The organism is Couchioplanes caeruleus, assembly GCF_003751945.1.
In the GTDB taxonomy this organism is placed as follows: Bacteria; Actinomycetota; Actinomycetes; order Mycobacteriales; family Micromonosporaceae; genus Actinoplanes; species Actinoplanes caeruleus.
Genome location: NZ_RJKL01000001.1, coordinates 1,665,453 through 1,689,710 on the forward strand (window position 1 = coordinate 1,665,453; position 24,258 = coordinate 1,689,710).

Annotated in this window: 24 protein-coding genes; 10 read left to right on the plus strand and 14 right to left on the minus strand. The window is 73.0% G+C overall.

Features of this window, described 5'->3' with window-relative positions:
- Positions 1–56: 56 nt before the first annotated feature.
- The 4 genes from EDD30_RS07210 to EDD30_RS07220 form a co-directional block, all read right to left on the minus strand.
- Entirely contained in the window at positions 57–521 is a 465-nt protein-coding gene (locus tag EDD30_RS07210; protein WP_071809655.1) for an MDR/zinc-dependent alcohol dehydrogenase-like family protein, read from the minus strand.
- Positions 484–735: an alcohol dehydrogenase catalytic domain-containing protein gene (locus EDD30_RS40440; RefSeq protein ID WP_342353760.1), complete on the minus strand. Its 252-nt coding sequence runs from the start codon at positions 733–735 to the stop codon at positions 484–486. Before EDD30_RS40440 ends, EDD30_RS07210 begins: the two co-directional genes overlap by 38 nt.
- Before the next feature lie 19 nt (positions 736–754).
- Complete coding sequence (locus tag EDD30_RS07215) at positions 755–2,197, minus strand: amidase (RefSeq protein ID WP_071809657.1); 1,443 nt, start codon at positions 2,195–2,197, stop codon at positions 755–757.
- 86 nt (positions 2,198–2,283) lie between these two features.
- Positions 2,284–3,303 (minus strand): LuxR C-terminal-related transcriptional regulator, encoded by a 1,020-nt coding sequence (locus tag EDD30_RS07220; RefSeq protein ID WP_170047700.1) that lies wholly within the window; start codon positions 3,301–3,303, stop codon positions 2,284–2,286.
- A 222-nt stretch (positions 3,304–3,525) separates the two neighbouring features.
- Between EDD30_RS07220 and EDD30_RS07225 the strand changes: the two genes are divergently transcribed.
- The gene (locus EDD30_RS07225; RefSeq protein ID WP_244945573.1) at positions 3,526–4,227 is read left to right on the plus strand and encodes a VIT1/CCC1 transporter family protein; all 702 of its coding nucleotides are present in this window, start codon (positions 3,526–3,528) and stop codon (positions 4,225–4,227) included.
- Between the two features lie 11 nt (positions 4,228–4,238).
- On the opposite strand, the gene EDD30_RS07230 is transcribed toward EDD30_RS07225, so the two are convergent.
- Positions 4,239–4,580, minus strand: coding sequence for a hypothetical protein (locus tag EDD30_RS07230; RefSeq protein WP_143163051.1), 342 nt, complete (start codon positions 4,578–4,580; stop codon positions 4,239–4,241).
- Between the two features lie 88 nt (positions 4,581–4,668).
- On the opposite strand from EDD30_RS07230, the gene EDD30_RS07235 reads away from it, so the two are divergent.
- Positions 4,669–6,651: a protein kinase domain-containing protein gene (locus EDD30_RS07235; protein ID WP_071809661.1), complete on the plus strand. Its 1,983-nt coding sequence runs from the start codon at positions 4,669–4,671 to the stop codon at positions 6,649–6,651.
- On the opposite strand, the gene EDD30_RS07240 is transcribed toward EDD30_RS07235, so the two are convergent.
- Entirely contained in the window at positions 6,633–7,436 is an 804-nt protein-coding gene (locus EDD30_RS07240; protein WP_071809662.1) for a DUF6745 domain-containing protein, read from the minus strand. The genes EDD30_RS07235 and EDD30_RS07240 overlap by 19 nt on opposite strands.
- A gap of 27 nt (positions 7,437–7,463) precedes the next feature.
- The gene (locus EDD30_RS07245) at positions 7,464–8,723 is read right to left on the minus strand and encodes a PP2C family protein-serine/threonine phosphatase (protein ID WP_244945155.1); all 1,260 of its coding nucleotides are present in this window, start codon (positions 8,721–8,723) and stop codon (positions 7,464–7,466) included.
- A 269-nt stretch (positions 8,724–8,992) separates the two neighbouring features.
- Between EDD30_RS07245 and EDD30_RS07250 the strand changes: the two genes are divergently transcribed.
- The 8 genes from EDD30_RS07250 (at position 8,993) to EDD30_RS07285 (ending at position 15,547) form a co-directional block, all read left to right on the plus strand.
- A complete protein-coding gene (locus EDD30_RS07250) occupies positions 8,993–9,250 on the plus strand; it encodes a three-helix bundle dimerization domain-containing protein (RefSeq protein ID WP_148088121.1) in 258 nt (85 codons plus the stop codon).
- A 179-nt stretch (positions 9,251–9,429) separates the two neighbouring features.
- Positions 9,430–9,732: an urease subunit gamma gene (locus EDD30_RS07255; RefSeq protein ID WP_071809665.1), complete on the plus strand. Its 303-nt coding sequence runs from the start codon at positions 9,430–9,432 to the stop codon at positions 9,730–9,732.
- The gene (locus EDD30_RS41400; protein WP_071809666.1) at positions 9,729–10,199 is read left to right on the plus strand and encodes an urease subunit beta; all 471 of its coding nucleotides are present in this window, start codon (positions 9,729–9,731) and stop codon (positions 10,197–10,199) included. Before EDD30_RS07255 ends, EDD30_RS41400 begins: the two co-directional genes overlap by 4 nt.
- On the plus strand, positions 10,196–11,914 hold the full coding sequence (locus EDD30_RS07265) for an urease subunit alpha (protein ID WP_071809667.1): 1,719 nt from the start codon (positions 10,196–10,198) through the stop codon (positions 11,912–11,914). Before EDD30_RS41400 ends, EDD30_RS07265 begins: the two co-directional genes overlap by 4 nt.
- A complete protein-coding gene (locus EDD30_RS07270) occupies positions 11,914–12,558 on the plus strand; it encodes an urease accessory protein UreF (protein ID WP_123678133.1) in 645 nt (214 codons plus the stop codon). Before EDD30_RS07265 ends, EDD30_RS07270 begins: the two co-directional genes overlap by 1 nt.
- A complete protein-coding gene (ureG, locus tag EDD30_RS07275; protein ID WP_071808078.1) occupies positions 12,548–13,255 on the plus strand; it encodes an urease accessory protein UreG in 708 nt (235 codons plus the stop codon). The genes EDD30_RS07270 and ureG overlap by 11 nt, the downstream gene beginning before the upstream one ends.
- Before the next feature lie 4 nt (positions 13,256–13,259).
- Complete coding sequence (locus EDD30_RS07280; RefSeq protein ID WP_071808079.1) at positions 13,260–13,997, plus strand: urease accessory protein UreD; 738 nt, start codon at positions 13,260–13,262, stop codon at positions 13,995–13,997.
- 119 nt (positions 13,998–14,116) lie between these two features.
- On the plus strand, positions 14,117–15,547 hold the full coding sequence (locus tag EDD30_RS07285) for an MFS transporter (protein ID WP_071808080.1): 1,431 nt from the start codon (positions 14,117–14,119) through the stop codon (positions 15,545–15,547).
- Here the strand turns inward: EDD30_RS07285 and EDD30_RS07290 are convergent.
- The 7 genes from EDD30_RS07290 to EDD30_RS07320 all read right to left on the minus strand — a co-directional run bounded on the left by EDD30_RS07290 (position 15,462) and on the right by EDD30_RS07320 (position 24,166).
- Positions 15,462–16,562 carry a YhjD/YihY/BrkB family envelope integrity protein gene (locus EDD30_RS07290; protein ID WP_071808081.1) on the minus strand — a complete coding sequence of 367 codons (1,101 nt, stop codon included), beginning with the start codon at positions 16,560–16,562 and terminating at the stop codon, positions 15,462–15,464. The two genes, EDD30_RS07285 and EDD30_RS07290, sit on opposite strands and share 86 nt — an antisense overlap.
- On the minus strand, positions 16,526–17,998 hold the full coding sequence (locus EDD30_RS07295; RefSeq protein WP_071808082.1) for an alpha-amylase family protein: 1,473 nt from the start codon (positions 17,996–17,998) through the stop codon (positions 16,526–16,528). Before EDD30_RS07295 ends, EDD30_RS07290 begins: the two co-directional genes overlap by 37 nt.
- Complete coding sequence (locus tag EDD30_RS07300) at positions 17,995–20,733, minus strand: MGH1-like glycoside hydrolase domain-containing protein (protein ID WP_123678773.1); 2,739 nt, start codon at positions 20,731–20,733, stop codon at positions 17,995–17,997. The genes EDD30_RS07295 and EDD30_RS07300 overlap by 4 nt, the downstream gene beginning before the upstream one ends.
- 56 nt (positions 20,734–20,789) lie before the next feature.
- Complete coding sequence (locus EDD30_RS07305) at positions 20,790–22,547, minus strand: SulP family inorganic anion transporter (RefSeq protein WP_071809934.1); 1,758 nt, start codon at positions 22,545–22,547, stop codon at positions 20,790–20,792.
- Positions 22,544–23,110 (minus strand): Rv1733c family protein, encoded by a 567-nt coding sequence (locus EDD30_RS07310; RefSeq protein ID WP_084557908.1) that lies wholly within the window; start codon positions 23,108–23,110, stop codon positions 22,544–22,546. The genes EDD30_RS07305 and EDD30_RS07310 overlap by 4 nt, the downstream gene beginning before the upstream one ends.
- A gap of 14 nt (positions 23,111–23,124) precedes the next feature.
- Positions 23,125–23,577 (minus strand): DUF7144 family membrane protein, encoded by a 453-nt coding sequence (locus EDD30_RS07315; RefSeq protein ID WP_071809916.1) that lies wholly within the window; start codon positions 23,575–23,577, stop codon positions 23,125–23,127.
- Positions 23,578–23,659: 82 nt separating this feature from the next.
- Positions 23,660–24,166, minus strand: coding sequence for a DUF1269 domain-containing protein (locus EDD30_RS07320; RefSeq protein WP_071809918.1), 507 nt, complete (start codon positions 24,164–24,166; stop codon positions 23,660–23,662).
- Between the last annotated feature and the right edge of the window lie 92 nt (positions 24,167–24,258).

Consider the following 24,258-nt stretch of genomic DNA (forward strand, 5'->3'; position numbering starts at 1 on the left):
CGATTCAACTCCGTTGCCGACTGAGGGGAAGGGGCCGGAGGTCCCGAGGTCCCGGGTCATCGGACCCCGGCTCGGTGCCCGGCTACGGGCGGAGCAGCACCTTGATCGCCCGGCGTTCGTATGGCCCGGTAGCCCTCGGCGGCCCGGTCGAGAGGCAGCTCGAGGTCGAAGACCCGGCCGGGGTTGATCTGCCCGTTCCGGATCCGCTCCAGCAGGTCGGGCAGGAACCTGCGGACCGGTGCCGGCCCGCCGTGAAGATGCACCCCGGAGAAGAACAGCTCCATGCCCGGTAGCGTGACCTCGTGGGCGACGCCGACGTAGCCGACGTGCCCGCCGGCCCGGGTGGAACGGATGGCCTGCAGCATCGACTCCTGGGTGCCGACCGCCTCGATGACCGAGTGCGCGCCGAGCTCGCCCTCGAGTTCGGCGTCACCGACATCGTCACCGAACGCGGCGACGAAGGCGTGGCCCGGATCAAGGACCTCACCGGCGGGCGATCCTGACCCGCTCGGCCTGGGCACCGTCGGGAGCCGCCGACTGCCGCTGCACGCAGTGGGTCTGGTAACCCGCCCGGCAGATCTCGCAGGTGTTGTCGGAGGCGAAGAACGAGCCCACCACGAACTGGCCGGGCGGGACCGTGGTCACCGCCGACCCGACCTCCTCGACGATGCCGGCGTACTCGTGGCCCATCGGGCGCGGCCTGCGGAGCGCGTCGATCCCCCGGTAGGGCCACAGGTCGGAGCGTCCGGCGCCGCTACTCGGTGACCTCGCCGATCAGCTCGTCCGAGCCGCCGAACGCGCCGGCCGGCCAGTGCCGCGCCCACCGTTGGTCATCCTCCACCTGGGCGGCGAGCGAGACCAGCAGCGGCTCGCTGTACGCCGGACCCAGCAACTGGGCGCCGACCGGCAGCCCGTCCGGGGTGAAGCCGGCCGGCACGTTCACCCCGGGCCAGCCGAGGACGTTCCACGGCCAGGCGTACGGGCACGCGGCGATCATCGCCCGGTCCGTGCCCCAGCCGGACATCGCGGCCCAGGCGCCGATCTTCGGCGGCGGGACGGCCGTGGTCGGCGTCAGCACCACGTCGCACCGGGTGAAGACGGCCCCGATGCGACGGCGCAGGCGGGCGTCGGCGGCCCAGGACAGGCGCAGCGCGGCCCCGCCCAGCAGCCGTCCCTGGCGGGCGGTGTGCCGGGTCCGGGGATCCAGGACCGCCCGGTCCGGCACCCGCCGGGTCCAGTCCCGGACGCCGGCGGCCGCCCGGGGGACGAAGGCGAGGCCGATCAGCCCGTAGCGCGGATCCTCCTCGACGATGTCGTGCCCGAGCCGGGCCAGGGTCGCCGCCAGGTCGGTGACGGCGCGGCGCACGGCCGGGTCCACCGGCCGGGATATGCCGCCGGCGAAGGCGCTGCGGAACGACAACGCGATGCGCAGGCGGCCCGGATCGCGCCGCACGGCCGGCAGGACCTGCACCGGCGGCGGCCGGTGCAGGTCGCCGGCGTGGCTGCCGGCGGCGGCGTCGAGCAGCAGCGCCGCGTCGGCGACGGTACGGGCCAGCGGCCCGTAGCCGGTCAGGCCGTGGAAGGCCTCCGGGTGCGGCCAGGTGGAGACGCGCCCGCGTTGCGGCTTGATGCCGACCAGGTGGGTCCAGGCGGCCGGGATGCGCACCGAGCCCGCGCCGTCCGAGCCGAGGGCCGCCGGCACCAGACCGGCGGCGACGGCGGCCGCCGCGCCGCCGGAGGAACCGCCGGGCGTACGGTCCGGCGCCCACGGGTTGCGGGTGGCGCCGAAGGCCGGTCCCTCGGTGAAGGGCCACTGGCCCAGCTCACAGGTGTTGGTCTTGCCCAGCACGATGGCGCCGGCGGCGCGCAACCGGCGTACCGCCTCGGCGTCGACCTGCTGTGGCGGAAACTCGCCGTCGCAGCCGAACGCCGTCGGGTCTCCGGCCACGTCGATGTCGTCCTTGACCGCCACCGGAACGCCGAGCAGCGGCAGCCGTACGCCGGCGGCGAGCCGGCGGTCGGCCGCGTCGGCCTCGGCGAGCGCGGCCTCGCCCCGTACCCGGCGGAAGGCGTTGAGCGTCCCGTGGGTCGCCTCGATGCGCCGCAGCGCCCGCTCGACGAGCGACCGCGACGTGACGGCGCCCTCGGCGAGGGCGTGCGCCTGAGCGGTGAGGCCGTCGGGAGCCACACTGGCCATGGAGTCCCCCTGTCGTCGTCGCGGTGGATCGAAACGAAACGATAGGTAACGGAAGGCGTCACGTATAGCTTGATCTCGATAGAAGCTCAGGCGAGGAGTCCGGGCGGCAGGTAGAGACCCCGGTCAGCGGCGCGCACGACGGCGGCGGCGTTGCTGGGGGCGCCGAGTTTGGTGCGGGCGTGCTCTAGGGCGGAGCGCAGGGCGCGGGTGGAGATGTGCAGGCGTGCGGCGCTGTGCGGCTCGCTCCAGCCGGCGACGAGCATGCCGAGAACGGACATCTCCTGGTGGCTGAGGCGGTGCAGGTTCCCGGGCGGGCGCAGCATGACGACCGCGTCGAGGTCGTACGGTGGCTGGTCGGGGCAGGCCAGCATGATCACTCGCAGGTAGCCGGGCGGGTCGGGATACCGGGTGGGAGTAAGGAAGGTCGCGCGGCTGTCTCCGTCGGCGTAGCACGCGGCGGCCTCGGCCAGCACGGATGAGCCGGGGGTCAGCAGGCCGTGCCCGGGCAGGCCGGGGACCGGCGCCGTGGCGCCGCTGCGGGTGAGCATGACGCCGGCGATGGCGTCGGTGATCAGGGCGGCCAGCGCGGTGATGGTGCGCAACGGGTCGATCGCATGCGCGATCACGGGGGCGATCCTGGCGAGCAGGTTGCGGGTTTCGTCGTCGACCGGGGTCCGGCTCCGGGTATGGGTGGCGAGTATGCCGAGGTAGCGGCCGTCGCTGGTGCGCAGGGGAATGCCGATGCCCTCGCCGAATCCGGCGGGGGCCATGTAGGTGGCCCAGCCGGGCAGCTCGAGGGGCGGCACCGGAAGGTCCATGACACGCATCGGTCTGTCGCTGCGGTCGAGCCCCAGCCTCTCCACGCTGAGGAGGAAGTCCGCGCTGTGCAGGTGCTCGACCACCGCGGACGGGTAGCCGTGACAGATCAGCGGAGGCTGCCGGCGCCGGTCGGCTTCCAGCAGAGTGACGCAGGCCGCGTCGAAGGACATGACGCCGCGCAGGGGTTCGAGCAGCGCCTCAGCGCGTTCGGCGACGCCGGCGCTGAGGCCGGCGACGGCCGCGATCTGGGCGGTGAGCATGACGGCAACGGACGATCTTCTGGACATGGGCAGTCCGCCTGTTCCGGTGGTCAACTCCATCGGGGGTCCGTGCTGCGGCGGCGGCGCTGCCTCCGTGGGGGATAAAGATCCAAATCTTCTGATGTATCGCTATGGCGTCCAGCCTAGAGCCTGCCTACTGTGCGTATCCGATCGTGGACGCGCCAGCTTCGCCGGCGGCGTATCATCGGCCGGCTTTCCACTCTGATGGTTCGAGGAGCTGCTGTGGTCATGCACGCCGGTGAGCCGCATGACGCCGCCGTGTCCGGGCGCCTGAACTGGCTGCGCGCCGGGGTGCTGGGCGCCAACGACGGGATCGTGTCGACCGCCGGCCTGGTGGTCGGCGTGGCCGGGGCCACCACCTCGACCGGGCCGATCCTGACCGCCGGGGTCGCGGGCCTGGTCGCGGGCGCGGTGTCGATGGCGCTGGGCGAGTACGTGTCGGTCAGCAGCCAGCGCGACACCGAAAACGCCCTGCTGGACAAGGAGCGCCATGAACTCGCCGCGTTCCCCGAGGAGGAGTTCGAGGAACTGGTCGCGCTCTACGAGGCGAAGGGGCTCAGCGCGACGACCGCCCGGCAGGTGGCCCGGGAGCTGACCGACAATGACGCGTTCGCCGCGCACGCCGACATCGAACTGCGCCTCGATCCGGACGAACTGACCAACCCGTGGCAGGCGGCCGGCGCCTCCGCGATCGCATTCACGGCGGGTTCTCTGCTGCCGCTGACCGCGATCCTGCTGCCGCCCCCCGGGATCCGGGCCGTCGTCACGTTCGGCGTGGTCGTCGCCGCGCTCGCCGCCACCGGCTACCTCAGTGCCCGGCTCGGCGGCGCGCGGCCGGGCCGGGCGGTGCTGCGGCTGGTGGTGGGCGGTGCGGTGGCGATGGTCGCCACGTACGGCATCGGCGCGCTCGTCGGCACGACCGTCGGCTGACGCCCGGAGGGCTACCGGTGCTCGCCTCCCTGCGACCCGTGCAGGCGGGCGTTCCGTTCGCCCATGGCCTCGGCGCCGGCGGCGTCGAGGTCCGGACGGCGACGCCGGTACACCAGGTACTGCACCCCGACGAGAACCAGGCCGAGGACGGAGATGGCGGCCAGCAGGCTGATGGCCCACCAGGCGGCTGCCGACAGGAGGGCGTATCTGCCGTCGAGGGCCGCCGAGAGCACCAGGATGTGGAGGGCGGCAAGCAGCACCGCCACGACGAGGCCGAGGGAGCAGCGCCGCGTCTCGGCCCTGAGTCGCTGCCTGATATGCGCGGTATGGTCGCCGTGGTAGACCCTGGGCACCCGGCCAGTGTGCCATCCCGGCCGGCGCACCTTCTCGCAGGTCGACGACGGTTTCGCGGGAACGGGAAGATCGGTAGCCTAGGCCACCATGTCGAGCCCCGAGAACGTTCACGAGCCCCTGGCGGGTTCCGTGCTCGTGGCCGGCCGCTACCGCCTCATCGAGCGCATCGGCTCCGGCGGCATGGGCGTGGTGTGGCTCGCCCACGACGAGGTGCTCCAGCGCCGCGTCGCGGTGAAGGAGTTGCGCCACAGTTGGGGAAGCTCCGACCGGTCGGTCGCCGCAGGGCGGGAGCGGAGCCTGCGGGAGGCGCGGGCCGCGGCGGCCCTGCGTCATCCCCACATCGTCGCGGTCTACGACATCGCCGCGCAGGACGGCCAGCCGTGGATCGTGATGGAGTTCGTGCCCGGCCGGTCGCTGAAGGAGATCGTGGCCGAGGACGGCCCGATGCCGGTCGAGCGGGCGGTCGACATCGGGTTGCAACTGCTGTCGGCGCTGCGCGCCGCCCACGCCGTCGGAATCACGCATCGTGATGTCAAACCGGCGAATGTGCTCATCTCCGCCGACGGGGCCGTGCGGCTGACCGATTTCGGGCTGGCCACCCTGCCGGACGCCGAGACGCTGACCGAGACCGGGGCGATCATCGGCACCCCCGGTTACCTCGCGCCCGAACAGGCCAAGGGGCTTCCCCCGGGGCCGCCCGCGGACGTGTTCGGGCTGGGCGCCACGCTGTACTACGCGATCGAGGGGGTGGGGCCGTTCCAGCGGGAGGCCTACCTGCCGACGCTGGTGGCGTACGCGCGGCACGACATCCGTGCACCGCGGCGTGCGGAGGCGCTGGCGCCGACCCTGCTGCGTCTGCTCGCCGCCGATCCGGTGAAGCGGCCGACCGCCGAGCAGGCGCGCAAGCTGCTGCTCGGCGGCGCCGTGCGGCGCCCGATTCTGAGCCGTCGCCGGCTGATCGCCACCGGCGTGCTGACCGGGGCCGCGATCGCCGCCGGAGCGGCCGGGAGGTGGTGGCGCCCCGAGTGGCCGTCGCGCGCCGGGGCGGCGTCGCCGAGCCCGCCGCCGAGCCCGTCGGGTGTCGGTGCGGTCGTGTGGCAGCGCGACGACCTCTACAACCCGGTCGAGGTGGGATCCCTGCTGATCGGCGCGGCCGCCGACGGCGCCCGGGCCGTCGACGCCGCGACCGGCGAAGTCCGCTGGCTCTGGCGCTCCGACGACGCCCAGTACGTCTACTACGCCGGCGACCGGCTGGTCTTCGTCGGCGGCCGGGACGGCGGCCGGGCCCTCGACGTCGCGACCGGCCGTGATCGCGGTGCCCGGGGGCAGGGCTTCGCCTCCGCGGTGGACGGCCTCGTCCTGACCGGCGAGAAGCCCAGGACACTGATCGCGTACGACGTCGTCACGGGCCGCAGGCTCTGGCAGGTGGCCGGCCGCGGCGAGTTCGACGGGCAGATTCACCTCAGCCCGAGCGGCGTGCTCTGCGCCGCGGTCAGCAGCGCCACCACGGACGGGCCGTCCTACCTGTACGGGATCGAACCCCGGACCGGGGACCTGGCCTGGCGGACCCTGATGACCGAGAAGGGCGCGGTGCTGGGGCCCTGGGACGCGGGCAAGGATCTGTATGCGGTCACGATCGACAAGGACACCTGGAAGCTGTCGCGCCACGACGCCGCCAGCGGAGAACGGCGCTGGGAGGTGTCCCTGGTCGACGTCAAGAAGGAGGCCTCGGCCTGGATCGACGTCTCGCAGGTCGTGACGCTCGGCGCCCTCACCGTGACCAGCCTGACGGACAGACGGATCTCCCTGACCTACTCCGGCGTCATCGCGGTGGAGAACGGGGTCGCACGCTGGCGCCGCCCGCTCCTCAGTCCCACCGTCCTGGCGACCACCGACGGACGGCTCTTCGCCGCGACGTACGACTCCGTCCTGCACGAACTCGACCCGGCGACCGGGCAGACGGTCTGGTCGACCGCCACGCCCGGTCCCGTCGACTACCTGCTCGAAGGAGCGGGGATGCTCCTCGCGTGCATCGGCGAGGGAGTCACGGCCTACCCGCTGACGCGCTGAGCGGGCAGCCGGCTGCCGTCGCGGTACACCACGACGCCCGCACCGATGCGGGCCGGGCGCTCCACGACCACGCAGACCTCCTCACCGGGCCACCACCAGCCGCTCGCGCGGGCGAGGGTGGCCCAGTCGTCGAGGTGCGCGGCGTCGCGCGGTGCGGGCTGGGACAGGCCCAGCCGGCGCAGGGCGTCGTGGTGGGCGATCCAGGACGCGTCCTGCTGGCCGTACCAGCAGACCGGCAATCGGGAGGGTGGCGCGAGTGCGGCCCGCACCGGCAGTGCGACGTCCTCCATCAGCGCCGTCCGCAACGCGTCGCGCACGCCTCGACGCAGCACCACGCGGAGCGGCACGCCGGCCTCCAGGGCCGCCACGGGTGGCAGCTCCGGCGGCGGCTTGTCGCCCTTGCGGACCTGCCGCGGCGCTTCGAGATCCGGGTGGCCGGCCGCCTCGTCGAGCGCGGCCAGCAGGCGCGACCAGCTCGCGGCGATGTCCACGGCGACGGGCGGCCGGCCCGGCGGCGGCGACGGGCGCAGCCACGCGTGCAGGTCGTCGTGACCGGGGATGCCCGTGGTGTGCGGCAGCGCGGCGGCCGGGGAATCCACCCAGACGAACCGCGGCCCTTCGCGGCCCAGCCGCCGATAGAGGCGGCTCAGAATCCGTTCGGCGGTGGCGCGGTCGGCGGATGCGGTGCCGAGGCCCACGTCGAGCCATTCCCGGCGTACGCCGTCGGCCCGGTGCCAGTGATCGAGGAGTGCGGCGGCGCCCCTGCGCCGCGCGGTGGCGGTCAACGCCCGAGGGCGCGCACGCCCTTTCGCTCAGTGATGATCATGTGGACCAGGATGACGGGAGGCCGCTCCGCCCGCAACCGCGTTTCGACGGATGGCCAGGATGGCGACGTCGTCGATGGGTCGTTCGATGCCGAGGCGGCTGATGATGCGGTTGCAGAGGTCGTCGGGGTCGGCGGGCTCGACGATGCCGGCGAGGGCCTTGATGCCGATGTCGATGACCTGGTCGCGGCGCTCGACGAGGCCGTCGGTGTAGAGCAGCAGCAGGGCGCCCGCGGGAAAGTCGACGACGGTGGTCCGGCGCACGCCGTCGAGGCGGCCGGCGCCCAGCGGCGTGTCGACCGGTGCCTCGACCGGTGCGGTGGCGCGGCCGGGCACCGCGAGCACGGGAGCAAGATGCCCGGCGCTGGACAGGTAGATGGTGGCCCGGTCCGGGGAGATCATCGCGTACAGGGCGGTGGTGAGGTTGCCGGCCTCGAAGTGGCGCACCTTGCGGTCGAGCATGGAGAGGACCTGCCCGGGGTCGTCGGCGACGAGGGCGTACGCGCGCAGGGCGCTGCGGATGCGGCCCATGACGACGGCCGAGGCGAGCCCGTGGCCGGACACGTCGCCGATGACGACGCCGGTCCAGCCCGACGGGAGGGTGAACATGTCGTACCAGTCACCGCCGATGCCGAACTCGTGGCCGGGCACGTAGCGGGCGGCGGTGGCCAGGCCGGCCAGCTCGGGAAGCTGGGCGGGCAGCAGGCTGCGCTGCAGGGCGAGCGCCGCCGTCTGTTCGAGTTTGCGGGCGCGGATCTGCCCGGCCGTGCCGGCCCGGTCGGCGGCGAGCTGCAGCAACTGGATGTCCTCGCTGGCGAACTGCCGGGGCGTGTACGTGCCGACGTGCAGCACGCCGATGACCTCCCCGGCGGCGAAGATCGGCACGCCGAGCAGAGACCGGATGCCCTGCTCCAGAAGGATGGGATTGAGCACGCTGTCGGGAGTCACGTCGGACAGGACTACCGGCTGGCGGGTGGCGGCGACCCGGCCGGCGAACCCGCCGCCGACCGGGATGCGTACGCCGTACCGGACCTCGTCCTCGAGGCCCTTGGCGGCGGTCGCGACGAGCTGGCGGGCATGCGGGTCGAGCATGAGGATGGTAGCGGTGTCGGTGCCGAGCAGGTCGCGCACGCGTTCCAGCAGCTCGTCGAGCATGTCGGAGGCGTCGAGCCGGGACAGCGTCGCGTCCGTCACGGCCTCGACGCGGCGCAGCCGCTCGTCGTCGCGCATCGCGCCCGGGGAACTCACCGGGGAAAGCCTAGCGTGTGTCGCGGCGCGGGAGGCGGTTCCCCGGGGTGACAGTGTCACGGGCCCGACGCGACCCGATTGTTGCCGTGTGTCCGGATCGGCCGGGTCGACGGACCATTGCGTCGGCCCTCTGGGCATCGGAGCCCATTGATCGGACGGTCAATGCCGAATTTCGGCGGACATCGGATGACGATCGAATGAATGCCTCGGCGTTACGTCCCTCGTCGGGTTTATTGCCGGGGTTCCACCGGCCGGGTTCAATGAGGACGATGAGCAGCAGTAATGAAGCGGCAGACCCCCCTGTGGACGCCGAAAGAATGGCGGTGGAACAGCTCATCGAAACGCTGCGGCAACATTTTCCCGGATCGGGAGCGACGACCGTCGCGGACTACGTCTACGAGATCTACCGTCGCTATGACGGCGCGCCGATCCGCGACTTCGTGCCCCTGCTCGTCGAACGCGAGGTGCGCAGGGGCCTCACCGCGATCACCGACGGCGGCGGGCCTCATGTGCCCGCTCAGCGCTGAGCTCCGAAAGGGAACGACTCCCGACCTCCGTCGCTCGCGGCGGCCGCCGGCTTCCATGACGGCGTGGCCGCCCCGCGCGGCGCCCGTACCCGTGCTTTGATCTTCCCATGATCTGACGCTGGGTAACACGGCGGAAACGTTGGGCTGCGAGCATCGCTTCGCGTTCAGGGGAGGTTCGGTTGTTCCTCAGCCAGCACGAGCAGGAACGCCTGCTCATCCACGTCGCGGCCGATGTCGCCCGACGCCGGCGGGAGCGCGGGCTGCGCCTGAACCATCCGGAGGCGACGGCCGTCATCACCGCGTTCCTGCTGGAGGGGGCGCGCGACGGGCGCACGGTGGCCGAGCTGATGGACGCCGGACGGCGGGTGCTCACCCGCGACGACGTCATGGAGGGCGTGCCCGAGATGCTCGCCGAGGTGCAGGTCGAGGCCACCTTCCCGGACGGCACCAAGCTGGTCACCGTGCACGGGCCGATCTCGTGATCCCCGGCGAGATCCTCGCCGGCGACGGCGACATCACCATCAACCCGGACCGGCCGGTGCGGCATCTCACCGTGCGCAACACCGGCGACCGACCGGTGCAGGTCGGCTCGCACTACCACTTCGCCGAGTCCAACGCGGCGCTCGACTTCGACCGCGACGCCGCGTGGGGGCACCGGCTCGCCGTGCCCGCCGGGACGTCGGTGCGCTTCGAGCCCGGCATGCCGCGCGACGTCACGCTGGTGCCGCTCGCCGGCCGGCGGATCGTGCCCGGCCTGCGCGGCCTGGCCGGCGGCCCGCTGGACCCGTCTCCCCGCGACGACATCGAGCCCGCCGGCGCCCTCGACGAGGACCTGCCCGAGAACGGGAACGCCCGTGCCTCCGCACGCACGGAGGAGCACGGGAACGGCCGCCCGGCCGGACACACGGCCGAGCACGGAAACCTGCCCGAGAACGGCAGCGCCCGGTGACCGGCCTGGACCGCGGCCGCTATGCCGCCCTGTACGGTCCCACCGCGGGCGACCGGATCCGGCTCGCCGACACCAACCTGCTGATCGAGGTCGAGCAGGACCGCAGCGCCGGCCCGGCCCCCGGCGACGAGGTGGTGTTCGGCGGCGGCAAGGTCATCCGCGAGTCGATGGGCCAGTCCCGGGCCACCCGCGCCGAGGGCACCCCGGACACGGTGATCACCGGCGCCGTCGTGCTCGACCACTGGGGCGTGATCAAGGCCGACGTCGGCATCCGCGACGGCCGGATCGCCGCCCTCGGCAAGGCCGGCAACCCCGACACCATGGACGGCGTGCACCCCGATCTCGTGATCGGGCCCGGCACCGAGATCATCGCGGGCAACGGCAAGATTCTCACGGCCGGGGCGATCGACAGCCACGTGCATCTGATCAGCCCCACCGTCCTGGACACCGCCCTGGCCGCCGGCACCACCACGATCATCGGCGGCGGCACCGGGCCGGCCGAGGGCACCAAGGCCACCACGGTCACGCCGAACGGCTGGCATCTGGCCCGGATGCTCGAGGCCCTCGACCAGTGGCCGGTCAACGTGCTGCTGCTCGGCAAGGGCAACACGATGAGCGAGGAGTCGCTCTGGGAACAGCTCCGCGGCGGCGCCGGCGGCTTCAAGCTGCACGAGGACTGGGGCACCACCCCGGCCGTCATCGACGCGGCGCTGCGGGTGGCCGACGCGTCCGGGGTCCAGGTGGCGATCCACACCGACACGCTCAACGAGGCCGGATTCGTCGAGGAGACCCTGCGGGCCATCGCCGGGCGGTCGATCCACGCGTACCACACCGAGGGGGCGGGCGGCGGGCACGCGCCGGACATCATCACCGTCGCCGCGCACCCCAACGTGCTGCCGTCGTCGACCAACCCGACCCGCCCGTACACGCGCAACACCCTCAGCGAGCACCTCGACATGCTGATGGTCTGCCACCACCTCAACCCGGCGGTGCCCGAGGACCTGGCCTTCGCCGAGAGCCGCATCCGGCCGTCGACGATGGCCGCCGAGGACCTGCTGCACGACCTCGGCGCGATCTCCATGATCGGTTCCGACTCCCAGGCCATGGGCCGCATCGGCGAGGTCGTTCTGCGGACCTGGCAGACCGCGCACGTGATGAAGGCGCGGCGGGGTGCGCTGCGCGGCGACGGCGCCGCGGACAACCTGCGCGCCCGACGCTACGTGGCCAAGTACACGATCAACCCCGCGGTCACGCACGGCATCGCCGACCAGGTCGGCTCGGTCGAGCCCGGCAAGCTCGCCGACCTCGTGCTCTGGGACCCGGCGTTCTTCGGCGTACGGCCGGCGCTGGTGATCAAGGGCGGCATGATCGCGTACGCGCAGATGGGCGACGCCAACGCCTCGATACCGACGCCCCAGCCGGTGTTGCCGCGCCCGATGTTCGGCGCGTACGGGGTGGTGCCCGCGGTGACCTCGCTGGCCTTCGTCGCCCCGGCCGCGGTCGACGCGCTGCTCGCCGACCGGATCGGCCTCAAGCGGGCCCTCGCGCCCGTGGCGGACACCCGCTCGGTGGGCAAGGCGGACCTCCCGCTCAACGACGCGACGCCGCGCATCGAGGTGGAACCGGACACGTTCACGGTCCGCATCGACGGGGAGGTCGTCGAGCCGGAGCCGGTCACCGAGCTGCCCATGGCCCAGCGCTACCACCTGTTCTGATGGGCCTGGCCACCCTCCTCCTGCTCGCGGACGGGCGGCTGCCCTGCGGCGGGCACGCGCACTCCGGTGGCCTGGAAGCCGCGGTCTCCGCCGGACGGGTGCGCGACGTCGGGGATCTGGACGGTTTCCTGCGAGGACGCCTGCTCACCTCCGGGCTGGTGGCCGCCGCTTTCGCCGCGGCCGCGTGTGCCCGCCCGTCCCGGTGGGGCGAGCTCGACGACGGGCTGGACGCCCGCACCCCGTCGCCGGCTCTGCGCCGAGCCTCGCGGGCCCAGGGCCGCGCGTTGCTCCGCGCCGGGCGGGCGATGTGGACGCTGCCGCCGATCGGCCGCGAGCCGCACCACCCCGTCGCCCTCGGCGTGCTGGCCGCGGCGGCCGGGTCGAGTCCCGCCGAGGTTGCGGCGGCCGCGGCGCACGGCAGCGTCACCGGCCCGGCGAGTGCGGCGGTCCGGCTGCTCGGGCTCGACCCGTACGCGGTGCACGGCCTGCTCGCCCGCCTGGCGCCCGCCTGCGACCGGATCGCGGCCGACGCGGCGGCCCGGACCGACGACCCGGCCGCTGCCCTGCCGGCCGCGGGAGCGCCCCTGCTCGACATCGGCGCCGAACTCCACGCCACCTGGGAGGTGCGTCTCTTTGCATCCTGACGACCACGCGCACGGTCCTGACGAGGTTGCGCACACGCATCCGGATCCGTCGGTGGACCCGCACACTCCCCTGCGAGGGGGGCCGCGGGCTCTGCGGATCGGCATCGGAGGCCCGGTCGGCTCCGGCAAGACGGCGCTGGTCGCCGCCCTGTGCCGGGCCCTCGGCGCGCAGCTTCGGCTCGCCGTCGTGACCAACGACATCTACACCACCGAGGACGCCGACTTCCTGCTGCGCAACGGCGTCCTGCCGGCCGAGCGGATCCGCGCGGTCGAGACCGGCTGCTGCCCGCACACGGCGATCCGCGACGACATCTCCGCCAACCTGGACGCGGTCGAGGACCTCGAAGCCACGCTGGGGCCGCTCGACCTGGTACTGGTGGAGAGCGGCGGCGACAACCTGACCGCCACCTTCAGCAAGGGCCTGATCGACCGGCAGATCTTCGTGGTGGACGTGGCGGGCGGCGACAAGGTGCCGCGCAAGGGCGGTCCGGGCGTGACGACGGCGGACCTGCTCGTGATCAACAAGACCGACCTCGCCCCGCTCGTCGGCGCCGACCTGTCGGTGATGGACCGCGACGCGCGGGCCCGGCGGGGCGACCTGCCGACGGTGTTCCTGTCGCTGACCGGAGACCCCGGGGCCGCGCCGGTGGCGGACTGGATCCGCGCGATGCTCGCGGCGCGCGTCCCGGCCGCGTGACGAGGTGCGGGCCGAGGCGTCGATCGTCGCGGAGGCGGACGGCAGGGGCGGCACGCGGCTGACGACCCTGCGGGGCGAGTCACCGCTGCTGCCGCGCCGCACCGGCTCGCGCGCCGGCCCCGGGGCGACCGTCCACCTCGTCGGTGGGGCGGCCGGACCGCTGTGCGGGGACGACCTGCGCCTGACGATCACCGTCGGTCCCGGTGCGAGCCTGTCGGTACGCAGCGTCGCGGCCCAGCTCGCCCTGCCGGGGCGCGCCGGAACGCCTCCGTCGCGGCTCGTGGTCTCCGCGACGGTCGCGGCAGGCGGTGCCCTGCTTTGGGCACCCGAGCCGTTGATCGCCGCGGCCGGTTGTCACCACCTCGCGATCACCGACGTGACGGTCGACGAGGGTGGCACCCTGGCGTGGCGCGACGACCTGGTGTGCGGCCGCCACGCGGAGGAGTCCGGCGACGTCCGGGCGGACGTGACGGTCCGCTACGCCGGCCGTACGCTCCACCGGCACGAGCTCGCCGTCGGCCCGTCGGCGCCGGGCTGGTCGGGCGCCGCGGTGCTCGGTGGCGCCCGCGCGGTCGGCACGCTGATCCTGGCCGGTCCCGGCCTGCCGGCGGTGGCGCTGCTCGGCGGGGACGCGGTGCTGATGCCGATGGCGGGGCCGGGGCGGCTGGCGAGCGCGGTCGGCCGGGACATCCGCGAGGTGCGCGCGGCCCTCGGTCCACTGACCGTGCTGCCCCGCCCCTGATCCGGTCCGCACCGGTCGGTGGGCATCATGCCTGCGGGAGGATGCCCGCGCGCCGCGGAGAGCGGACCCTGCCCTGTGGATGTCCGGCGGGGTTCGCCGGGCGGGAGGGCGGGTGCGCAATGGACGCTCGGGTCGAGGCGGGACGACCGTCGGGTGAGCTACGCCGGGCACTGATCCCGTTCGCGCTGGCACAGTTCATCTGCAGCTTCGCCGGCTCGAACATGAACGTGATGATCAACGACATGAGCGCCGATCTCGGTACGACGGTGCAGGGTATACAGATCGCCATCACGATCTTCCTGCTCGTGATGGCGGTGCTGATGATCCCGGGCGGGAAGCTGACCGACCGCTTCGGCCGCAAGCGGTGTTTCACCGCCGGGTTGGTCATCTACGGCGTGGGCGCCCTGCTGAGCGCGGTGGCGCCGGGCCTCGGCGTACTCATCATCGGCAACTCGATCCTCGAGGGCGTCGGCACGGCCCTGCTGATCCCGCCCGTCTACATCCTCACCACCCTGCTCTTCACCGACCTCGCCTCGCGGGCCCGGGCGTTCGGCGCGATCAGCGCCCTCGGCGGCATCGGCGCGGCGGCGGGGCCGCTGATCGGCGGGTTCATCACCTCGGCGTTCAGTTGGCGCGCCTCCTTCGTCCTGCAGGCGCTGATCGTCGCGGTGATCGTCGTGCTGAGCCGGCGCTGGGTCCGCGATCCGCTGCCGCCGGATCCGACGCGGCCGTTCGACGTGGGCGGCGCGGTGCTGTCGGCGGTGGGCTTGCTGTTCATCGTCACGGGCATCCTGGCGGCGGACAACAGCCTGTGGCTCATGAGCGGCCTGCTCCTCGCCGGTGCCCTCGTCCTGACGTGGTTCTTCGTGTCGATGCGGGCCAAGGAGCGCGCGGGCCGGGAGGCGTTGCTGTCACTGACGCTGTTCGGCAGCCGTACGTCCAACCTGGGCCTGATCACGCAGAACGTGCAGTGGCTGATGCTGATGGGTACGTCCTTCACCGTGTCGGCGTACCTGCAGGTGGTGCGCGGCTACAACGCCGTCGAGACGGGCCTGGTCTTCACGGCGACGACGGTCGGCCTGCTGGTGTCCTCGCTGGCCGCGGAGCGGCTCGCCACACGACGTGCCCAGCGGACCATCATCGTGGCGGGCTTCGTCATCACCATCGGCGGCGTCGTCACCGGGCTGGTCCTGGTGAGCGGTACGAGCCCCGTGTGGACCCTGCTGCCCGGGCTGTGCCTGATCGGGCTGGGACTGGGCGCGATGCTGACCCCGTCGGTGAACATCGTGCAGTCCAGCTTCGGCGAGGAGATGCAGGGCGAGATCTCCGGCCTCTCCCGCAGTGTCTCCAACCTCGGTTCGTCCCTGGGGGCGGCGCTGGCCGGCACGATCCTCGTCGCGGGCCTCACGGTGACGCCGGAGCGGTCGTACGCCCTGGCGATGGTCGCCGTGGGAGCCGCCGGCATCATCGGCCTGATCGCCGCGCTTCTTCTCCCCCGCCGTCTCGGCAAGCCGGCCCCGGCCCTCGGCGAGCCGGCCCCGGCGGCGTAGGCGGTCCGGCCCCCACGTCCGGCAGCCGGGACCCGACCGGCAGCCGGGACTCGATCCGCTGGCCCGGAAGGCGCTCCTGCTCCCGGGCCAGCAGCGCCAGGGCGTGGGCGTCCGCCGCGGTGGGCCGGCTCCCGTCGGCGGCACGCGGCCACAGCCGGGCCTCACGCACCGCGGCGATCTCCGCGGCGAGCACCAGGGCGACGCTGAGCACGTACAGCATCGTGAACATCCCGGCGACGGTGGCGAACCCGCCGTAGACGGGTCCGGCCCGCCGGACCAGCCGCGGCAGGACCACCGCGCCCAGCTCCAGCGTGATCGTCACCGCCGCCGCCCCCGCGACGGCGGCCGGCCACAGCGCCCGCACGGGCGCCGGGCGGAGCAGCAGCAGGCGGGCGACGAGCGTCAGGACCGCGCAGACGATCGCCCACTCCCCCAGGACAGCCACGACTCGTGACAGCCACGGCACGCCCGGATACGCCGCGACGACCACGACGAGGCCACCGACGGTGACCGCACCACCCAGGATGAGGACCAGGGCCGCCACCGCCCGCAGCGGCCGGGACACCCACCCGGTCCGCGACCGGTACGGGACCGCGGCGAGATGGTTCAGCGTCCGCGCCGCGGTGAGGACCACCCCGGTGCCGGACAGGAGCAGGCCGATGAGTCCGGCCGCGACGGCCACCGGTGAGGCGGGTGCCACGCTCGCCACGTCCGCGACCGTGGACCGCAGCGACGGCGGCACCATGGCGACGAAAAGCCGGTGCCCCACCTCGGGATGACGGGGCAGGGCCCGGGTGAGGACCGTCTCCGCGAGCAGCAGCGCGGGGAAGATGCTGAGAAAGCCGTAGTAGGTGATGAGCGCCGCCTCACGACCGCCGCCGTCGTCGGCATACTTGCGGATCACCGCGTACGGGAATCCCAGGACCGCCCGCCGCTGCTGCAGGCGGTCCAGCCGGTGCCGGACGCGGCCGGTGCCGGTCAGCGCCGTTCCAGTGCCAGCACGTGGGAACCCCACGGCGGCAGGTCCACGTAGAGGCCGGCGCCCGCGAGCTCGGCGCCGTCGCGCTGGTAGACCCGGCCGTCCACGAGGTCGCAGAGTCGCCAGTCGTGGCCGCGCAGCGCTTCCCACGGCAGGAGCACGCGGCCCTGCGACGCGTGGCCGGACAGGTTGACGACGACCAGATGGTGCGGCAGGCTGCCGTGCCAGGCCCAGGCCAGCAGGTCGCGATGTGTCGGGTTGTCCGGCCAGCCGGAGACGCCGAGCAGGATCCAGCTTCCGTGCCGCACCTGCGCCGCCGCGACGATCAGGCGCCGACAGAAGCGGGCGAGGTCGCCGTCGACCGGCTCGTCCGGACGCCGGCCCAGGAACACCGGAAGCTGCACCCGCCGGCCCTCGAACTGGCCGTCGTGCCACAGCGTGGCGCCCGGGAGCGTGGCGACGGCCACGGCGGCGGCACGGTCGCGGCCACCGGGGAAGGCGGTGGCCGCGCGGGGCTCGTCGTGGTTCTCGATGAAGCGGATGAGCCGCCGCTGATAGTCCACGCGGGCACCGAGGTGCATCCGTACGGCGCCCGCGTCCTCGTGGACGAGGCGGTCGTACAGGCGCTTGTCGTAGCAGAAGTCGAAGCCGTGCTGCTGCAACGTCCACTCCATGTCCCAGTACGCCTCGGCGATCAGGACGGCGCCCGGGTGCCGGCGGCGCAGCCGGCCGATGACCACGGGCCAGAACTCCTCGAACGGCGCCGGGCCGGCGTGCGCGCCCCAGGTCTTGCCGAACACGTCGTTGGTGAGCAGCATCGCCATGTCGCAGCGGACGCCGTCGCACTGGTCGAGGATGTGGCCCAGGACCTCCGCGGTGCGCTGGCGCACCTCGCTCCGGTAGGCGTTGAGCTGCACGACGTCGGGCCAGGGCGGGAAGTACGGATCGCGGCCGTGCGCCAGCACCCGCCCGCCGAGGTCGAACCACGCGTCGGGTGTCGCCGCCCGCTCGGCGGCGGTCCCGTGCACGAACCAGTCCGGATGCGCGGTCACGGCGGGGTGGTCGGGGGCGACGTGGTTCGGCACGTAGTCCAGGACGAGACGCAGCCCGCGCCGGGCAAGCTGCGCACGGGCCACGGCGAGCGCGGCCGGACCACCCAGACGGGCGTCGACGACATACCGGCGTACGCAGTAGGGCGAACCGGCGACGTCCTCCGGAGTCAGATCAGGCAGAGCCGTACGGAAGGCCCGCTGCAGTTCGGCGTCGCCGCCCGCCACCTCCAGGCCCGCCGGACTGCGCTCCCACACTCCCATCAACCACACCGCGTTGGTGCCCGCCGGTGCCAGCTCGTCCCAGACCCGCGCCGGCAGGTCGGCCAGCGTCGCCGAGGAACCCAGGCACCGCCTCAGCTCGGTCAGCCACGGCAGCGTGTCCACCTCGAACACCACGGGATACGACGGCCATCCGGTCATTGCGTGTCCCTCCCGGACCGCTCGCGCCGGGCGCCGATCAGGCCGCGTTCGAGCAGGTCCTCGCCCGTCAGGCCGGCGAACATGTGGGGCAGCACCGCGACGAGCCCGGTCCAGCCGGTCTGATGGCTCGCGCCCAGACCGGCCCCGTTGTCGCCGTGGAAGTACTCGGAGAACGTCACCAGCTCACGCCAGTGCTCGTCCTCGGCGAAGATCGTCTGGCCGCCGTAGCAGGGGCGGCGCCCGTCGGCGTCCGGCAGGAAGATCCGCATCAGCCGGTCGGAGATCTCCCGGGCCACCTCGAACAGCGTCATCCGCGTCCCCGAGCCGGTGGGGCACTCGACGGTGAACTCGTCGCCGTAGCAGACGTAGAGGTTGAGCAGCGCCCGGATCATCAGCGCGTTCATCGGGAACCAGATCGGGCCGCGCCAGTTGGAGTTGCCGCCGAACATGCCGCTGTGCGACTCCGCCGGCAGGTACGACACCTCGTACCGGCGGCCGTCCACCTCGAGCTCGTACGGCCGATCGGCATGGTGGCGCGAGAGGGAGCGCAGCCCGTACGGGCTGAGGAACTCGTCCTCGTCGAGCAGCCGGGTCAGGATGCGGCGCAGTCGTGGCTCGTCGAAGAGCGCCAGCAGGCGGTTGCCCCGGGTGCCGCCGGTCCGGCCCTGCGACAGCACCGACGAGACGCTCGGGTGGCGGTCGAGGAAGTCCCGCGCGGCGTCGAGCAGCTCCGGATACCTCTCCGTCACCTGAGGGCCGAGCACGGTCGCCGCGGCCAGTGGGAGGAGCCCGACCATCGAGCGCACCCGCAGCCGCGTGGCGCCGCCGCCGGGCAGGCGCAGCAGGTCGTAGAAGAAGCCGTCCTCCTCATCCCACATGGTCTCGGTCTTGCCGGCCGTCCGGTTGACGGCGACCGCGATCCAGGCGAAGTGCTCGAAGAAGGTCTGCGCCTGTTCGAGGTAGACGGGGTCCTCCTCGGCCAGCTCGACGGCTATCTGCAGCATGTTCTGGCAGTACAGGGCCATCCATGCGGTGCCGTCCGCCTGGTCGAGGTGCCCACCGGTGGGCAGCGGGGCGCTGCGGTCGAAGACGCCGATGTTGTCCAGGCCGAGGAAGCCGCCCTGGAAGACGTTGCGCCCGTCGACGTCCTTGCGGTTCAGCCACCAGGTGAAGTTCTTGGCGAGCTTGTGGAAGGCGTTCTCCAGCCAGGCGCGGTCACCGTGGCCGGTCCCCGACTTCTCGAGCTGGTACAGCAGGTAGGTGGCCCAGGCGTGCACCGGCGGGTTGACGTCGCCGAAGTTCCACTCGTACGCCGGCACCTGGCCGTTGGGGTGCAGGTAGCGCCGGCTCAGCAGCAGGTCGAGCTGTCCCTTGGCGAAGGCGAGGTCGACCATGCCGAGGGTGACCGCGTGGAAGGCCGAGTCCCAGGCGGCGAACCAGGGGTATTCCCAGGTGTCGGGCATCGAGACGATGTCGTGGGCGAGCAGGTGGAACCAGTCGCCGTTGCGGGTCCCCCGGGCGTCGAGCGGGTCCAGGCCGTGTTCGGTGAGCCACTGCTCCACGTCGTACCCGAAGTACTGCTTGCTCCACAGCATGCCGGCGAGCGCCTGCCGGGTCACCTTCCGTTCCGCGTCGCCGAGCTGCGGCGCGAGCACGCCGGCGTAGAACTCGTCGGCCTCGGCCCGGCGCTGCCGCACGATGTCGTCGAAGCGCTCGGCCGCGGTGCGGTCGTCCTCGGCTCCGGCGACGACGGCCTCGTCGGTGAGCCGCAGCCGGATCGTCGCCGAGCCGCCCGCCGGCAGCGTCAGCGGGATGTCGACCGCGACCTTGGTCCCGGTCGCGGCGGGGTTCACCGCGGTGGTGTCGCCGCCGGCGACGAACCGGTCGATGCCGTCCTTGACGTACGGCGACGGGTTGGGCGTACTGAACAGCCGCTCGGTGTTGGTGTCGTTGTTCGTGAACAGCAGGCGGTGCGCGCCCTGGCAGAGCAGCCAGCGGTCGCCCAGCTCGGCGTGGCGCGCCGCGACGACCGTGGCCCGCGGCACGCCAGGCACCTCGCGCAGCGACGGCCGGGCGCCGCCCGAGCCCCAGGACCAGGTGTTGCGGAACCACAGGGTCGGCAGCAGGCGCAGCTCGGCCGGCTCCGGCCCGCGGTTGTGCACGGTCACCCGCAGCAGCACGTCCTCCGGTGTGGCCTTGGCATACTCCGCGACGACGTCGAAGTAGCGGCTGTCGGCGAACACACCGGTGTCGAGCAACTCGTACTCGAACTCGTCGCGGCCGCGGGACCTGCTGGTCGCGACCAGGTCGCCGTACGGATATTCGCGGTGCGGGTATTTGTAGAGCATCCGCTGGTAGGAGTGCGTGGGTGTGGCGTCCAGATAGAAGTAGTACTCCTTGACGTCCTCGCCGTGGTTGCCCTCGGCGTTCGTCACCCCGAAGAACCGCTCCTTGAGGATGGGATCGCGCCCGTTCCACATCGCGAGCGCCAGGCACAGCCGCTGCTGGTCGTCGCTGAAGCCGGCGATGCCGTCCTCGCCCCAGCGGTACGCGCGGCTGCGCGCCTGGTCGTGCGTGAGATACCCCCAGGCGTCACCGCCGGCGCTGTAGTCCTCGCGGACCGTGCCCCATTGCCGCTCGCTCAGGTAGGGACCCCACCGGCGCCAGCCGGCGCCCGTCGTGCCGGCCTCGCGCAGCCGTCGCTGCTCGGGCCCGGAGGAATCTGCGGTCGTCATGCCGTCATGGTCGCCACGCACGGCGGCGCACACGTCACCCCGCGAGGATGAGCACCTCACTCGCCGGAGTCGTCCCGCCCCGGCGACGGCACGGGGGCCGCCCAGTCGGCGCCGGTCCGGGTCCGGTAGGCCGCCACCGCGTCGTCCAGCGTGGGGAAGAAGTGCGCCGGATCGAGGGGGCCGGTCAGGCCGTAACGATCGATCTTGCGCCGTACGGGGTCCTTCAGCTCCGCCAGCACCAGCGACACCCCGCGGGCGTCGAGCTCGCGGTCGAGCGCTTCGAGCATGTCCGCGGCCGTGGTATCGACGTCCGTGACCGGCTCCGCGGCCAGCACGATCCAGCGCGGCGCGGGTTCCGTGCGGGCCAGGCGCCGGATCTGGTCGCGGAACACCCGGGCGTTGGCGAAGATGAGCGGCGCGTCGAAGCGGTACATCACCAGCCCCGGCAGGCGTTCGGCGTCCGGGTACGAGTGCACGTCGTGGTAACCCGGCACTCCCCGTGCCCGCCCCAGCACCGTCTGGTACGGCCACCACACCCGGCGGAAGACGTTGAGCACCGACAGCCCGACGGCGATGCCGATGCCGGGCAGGACGCCGAACACCGCCACGCCCAGGAACGCCGCGATCGACACGGAGAACTCGGTGTGGCGCCGGCGCCACAGCCCGAGGGTGCCGGGGACGTCGGCCAGCGACAGTGACGCGGCGATCACCACGGCGCCGAGCGCGGGCTGCGGCAGATCCCGCAACAGCCCCGGCGTCAGGACGAGCATCACCAGGATGACGGCCGCTCCCATCACCCCGGTCACCTGCGTACGGGCGCCGGACTGCTCGGCGACGGCGGTGCGGGACCCGCTGGTGCTGACCGGGAAGCCCTGGAAGAAGGAGGCCGCGATATTGGCCGCGCCGACGCCCTTCATCTCCTGGTCGGCCCGGACCTCCTGGCCGGTGCGGGCGGCGAAGGAGGACGCGGTCGAGACGGTGTCGGTCAGGGACACGACCGTGATGCCGACCGCGCCGACCAGCAGCAGCGCGAGCTGCGACCAGGTCGCGTGGGGCAGGGTGAACGGCGGAAGGCCCTCCGGCAGCGGCCCGACGAGCTTCACGCCCCGCTCGCCGAGGTCCAGCAGCCAGGTGGCGGCGATCGCACCGACGACCGCGACCAGCACCGCCGGGACCTTGGGCAGCCAGCGTTGCAGGGCCACGATGACGGCCAGGGTGAACAGGCCCACCCCGAGGGCGGCCGGCACGACGTCGCCCGCGGCCAGCCCACCGAGGAAGCCGGACAGCTCGTCGATCAGGCCGGTGCCGTCGACGGAGAACCCGCACAGCTTCGGGAGCTGTCCCACCAGAATGGTCAGCGCGAGGCCGTTCATGTAGCCGATCTGCGTCGGCTTGGAGAGCAGGTCCGCGACGAAGCCCAGTTTCGCGATCCCGGCCACGGTCATGGTGAGGCCGACCAGCAGCGCGAGCATCGACGCGAGTCCCATGGCCACGACCGGGTCGCCGCCGGAGCCGACGATCGGGATGAGCACCGCGGCGATCATCGGGCCGAGCGAGGAGTCGGGCCCGACCACGAGGATCCGCGAGGCGCCGAACAGGGCGTAGCCGAGCAGGCCGAGCACCGTGGTGTAGAGGCCGGTGATCGGCGGGAGACCGGCGAGTTCGGCGTACGCCATGCCCTGCGGCACCAGCAGGGTCGACAGGACCAGGCCGGCGACGAGGTCCTTGGGCAGCCAGCCCCGGCGGTAGGTCGACACGACCTGCACGCCGGGAACCCAGCGGCCCAGCGCGCCGGTGGCGCCGGGCACGGTCATCGCCGGGTCCACTGCGGGCCGACGACCAGCCACTCCGCCTCCCACGAGCGCAGCCGGCGGCGGTCGAGGCGCCAGATGACGATGCGGCGCACGCCGCCGAGGCCGGTGACCACTGCGCCACCGGCCAGCACCGCGGCCAGCGTGGCGTCCGCCACGGCACTGCGCGGCGCGGGCTGGGGAACGACCTGGCCGTGGTCGTCGAGCCAGATCGGCACCGTGCTGCCGGCACGGGCGCCGGCCGGGGCCGAGACCTCCCCCGAGCCGATCGTGCCGTCGGGCCCGGTCCACCGGGACCGCACCGGGACGGTTCCCGTCGCGGACCACCCGTGGCCGTCCTGAACGGAGGCGTCCTCCACGAGAGTGGCCGTCGCCGGGAGGCGGTGCTGCCGCTCCCACGCGACCGCCCGCTCGACGTCGCGATAGGTCGTGCGCGCCGCCCACCAGGCCGTCCAGGGTGCGGCGAAGAGCATCGTCATGACCAGGACCAGCGTCAGCCAGGCCTGCACCCGGTCCGTGCCGCGGCGCAGCGGGACCCGGGCCCATGGCATCCGCTTGCGCCACATGCCGGCCTCCCCTGTCACGAACGGCCGTACGCGCCGGCGACCTCGGCCCCGTGCGCGGCCACCGCGTAGATGACGATGACGGTCATGGTGATGGCCGTGACGGCCCACACCGGGTAGATGGCCAGGAAGGCGAAGTTCACCAGCGCGGCGGCGCCCGCCAGCAGGATCGCGGTGACGCGCGCCCAGCGAAGCCCGCGCACCAGCCCCACGCCCGCCGTCACGGCGACGGCACCGATCACCAAGTGGCACCAGGCCAGCGCCGTCAACCCCACGGGCAGCAACAGGTCCGCGCGACCGCCGGCCAGCACCTCGGGGCGCAGCAGGGCGACGAGGCCGGTGCCGGCGTGCACCGCGCCGAGCAGGACGAGCATGACCCCGCCGAGCAGCACCGCCGCGACCCATCCCGACGCCTCGCTGTGCTCCACCCCGGCGTACGGCGCATCCGCCGTCGGACCCTGCGTTGACATCGCATCCTCCTGACTCGTGCGGCGGGCGAACCCCCGGCCGGATGATGCCCGGCCGTCGCCGGCCGGGCATCTGGTGCGACGGCTACTGGGCGGACGCGGTGGCCTCCTCGCCGTGCAGCGCCTTCTGCAGCTCGGCCTCGGTCTCCTTGGGCAGCGAAGACTTGAGCACCGTGCCGCCGAAGCGGGCCAGTCCCTCCACGGCCTTGTCGGGCGTGACGTGCTCGACCACGAGGAACAACGCCGACGTGCCGGGTTGCAGCATGTCGCGTACCTGGGACTGGAACTCCTTGTTGATCGCACCCTTGGTCATCTTGCCCATCAGGGCACCCAGGCCGGCGCCGACGGCCATGCCGAGGAACGGGATGAAGAACAGGATGCCGAACAGGAGGCCCCAGAACATTCCCCAGGTGGCGCCGCCCTTCACCGCATGATGATTGGTGGTGACGTGGAACTTGCCCTCGCTGTCGCGGATGATCGCCGCGATGGCGTCGGGCTGGATGATGAGGTCGTTGGCGAGCCGCTGTGCCTCGAGTGACGCGGCCGTCGCGGTGGTCTCGTCCGGGTAGCCGATGGCGACGAGTGTTGCCATGATTCGTACACATCCCTTCGCTGAACTGCACCGGGCACCCAGTCAGCCATGCGACGCGGGCGGCGGGCCTCATTCCGCACGAATGAAGCACC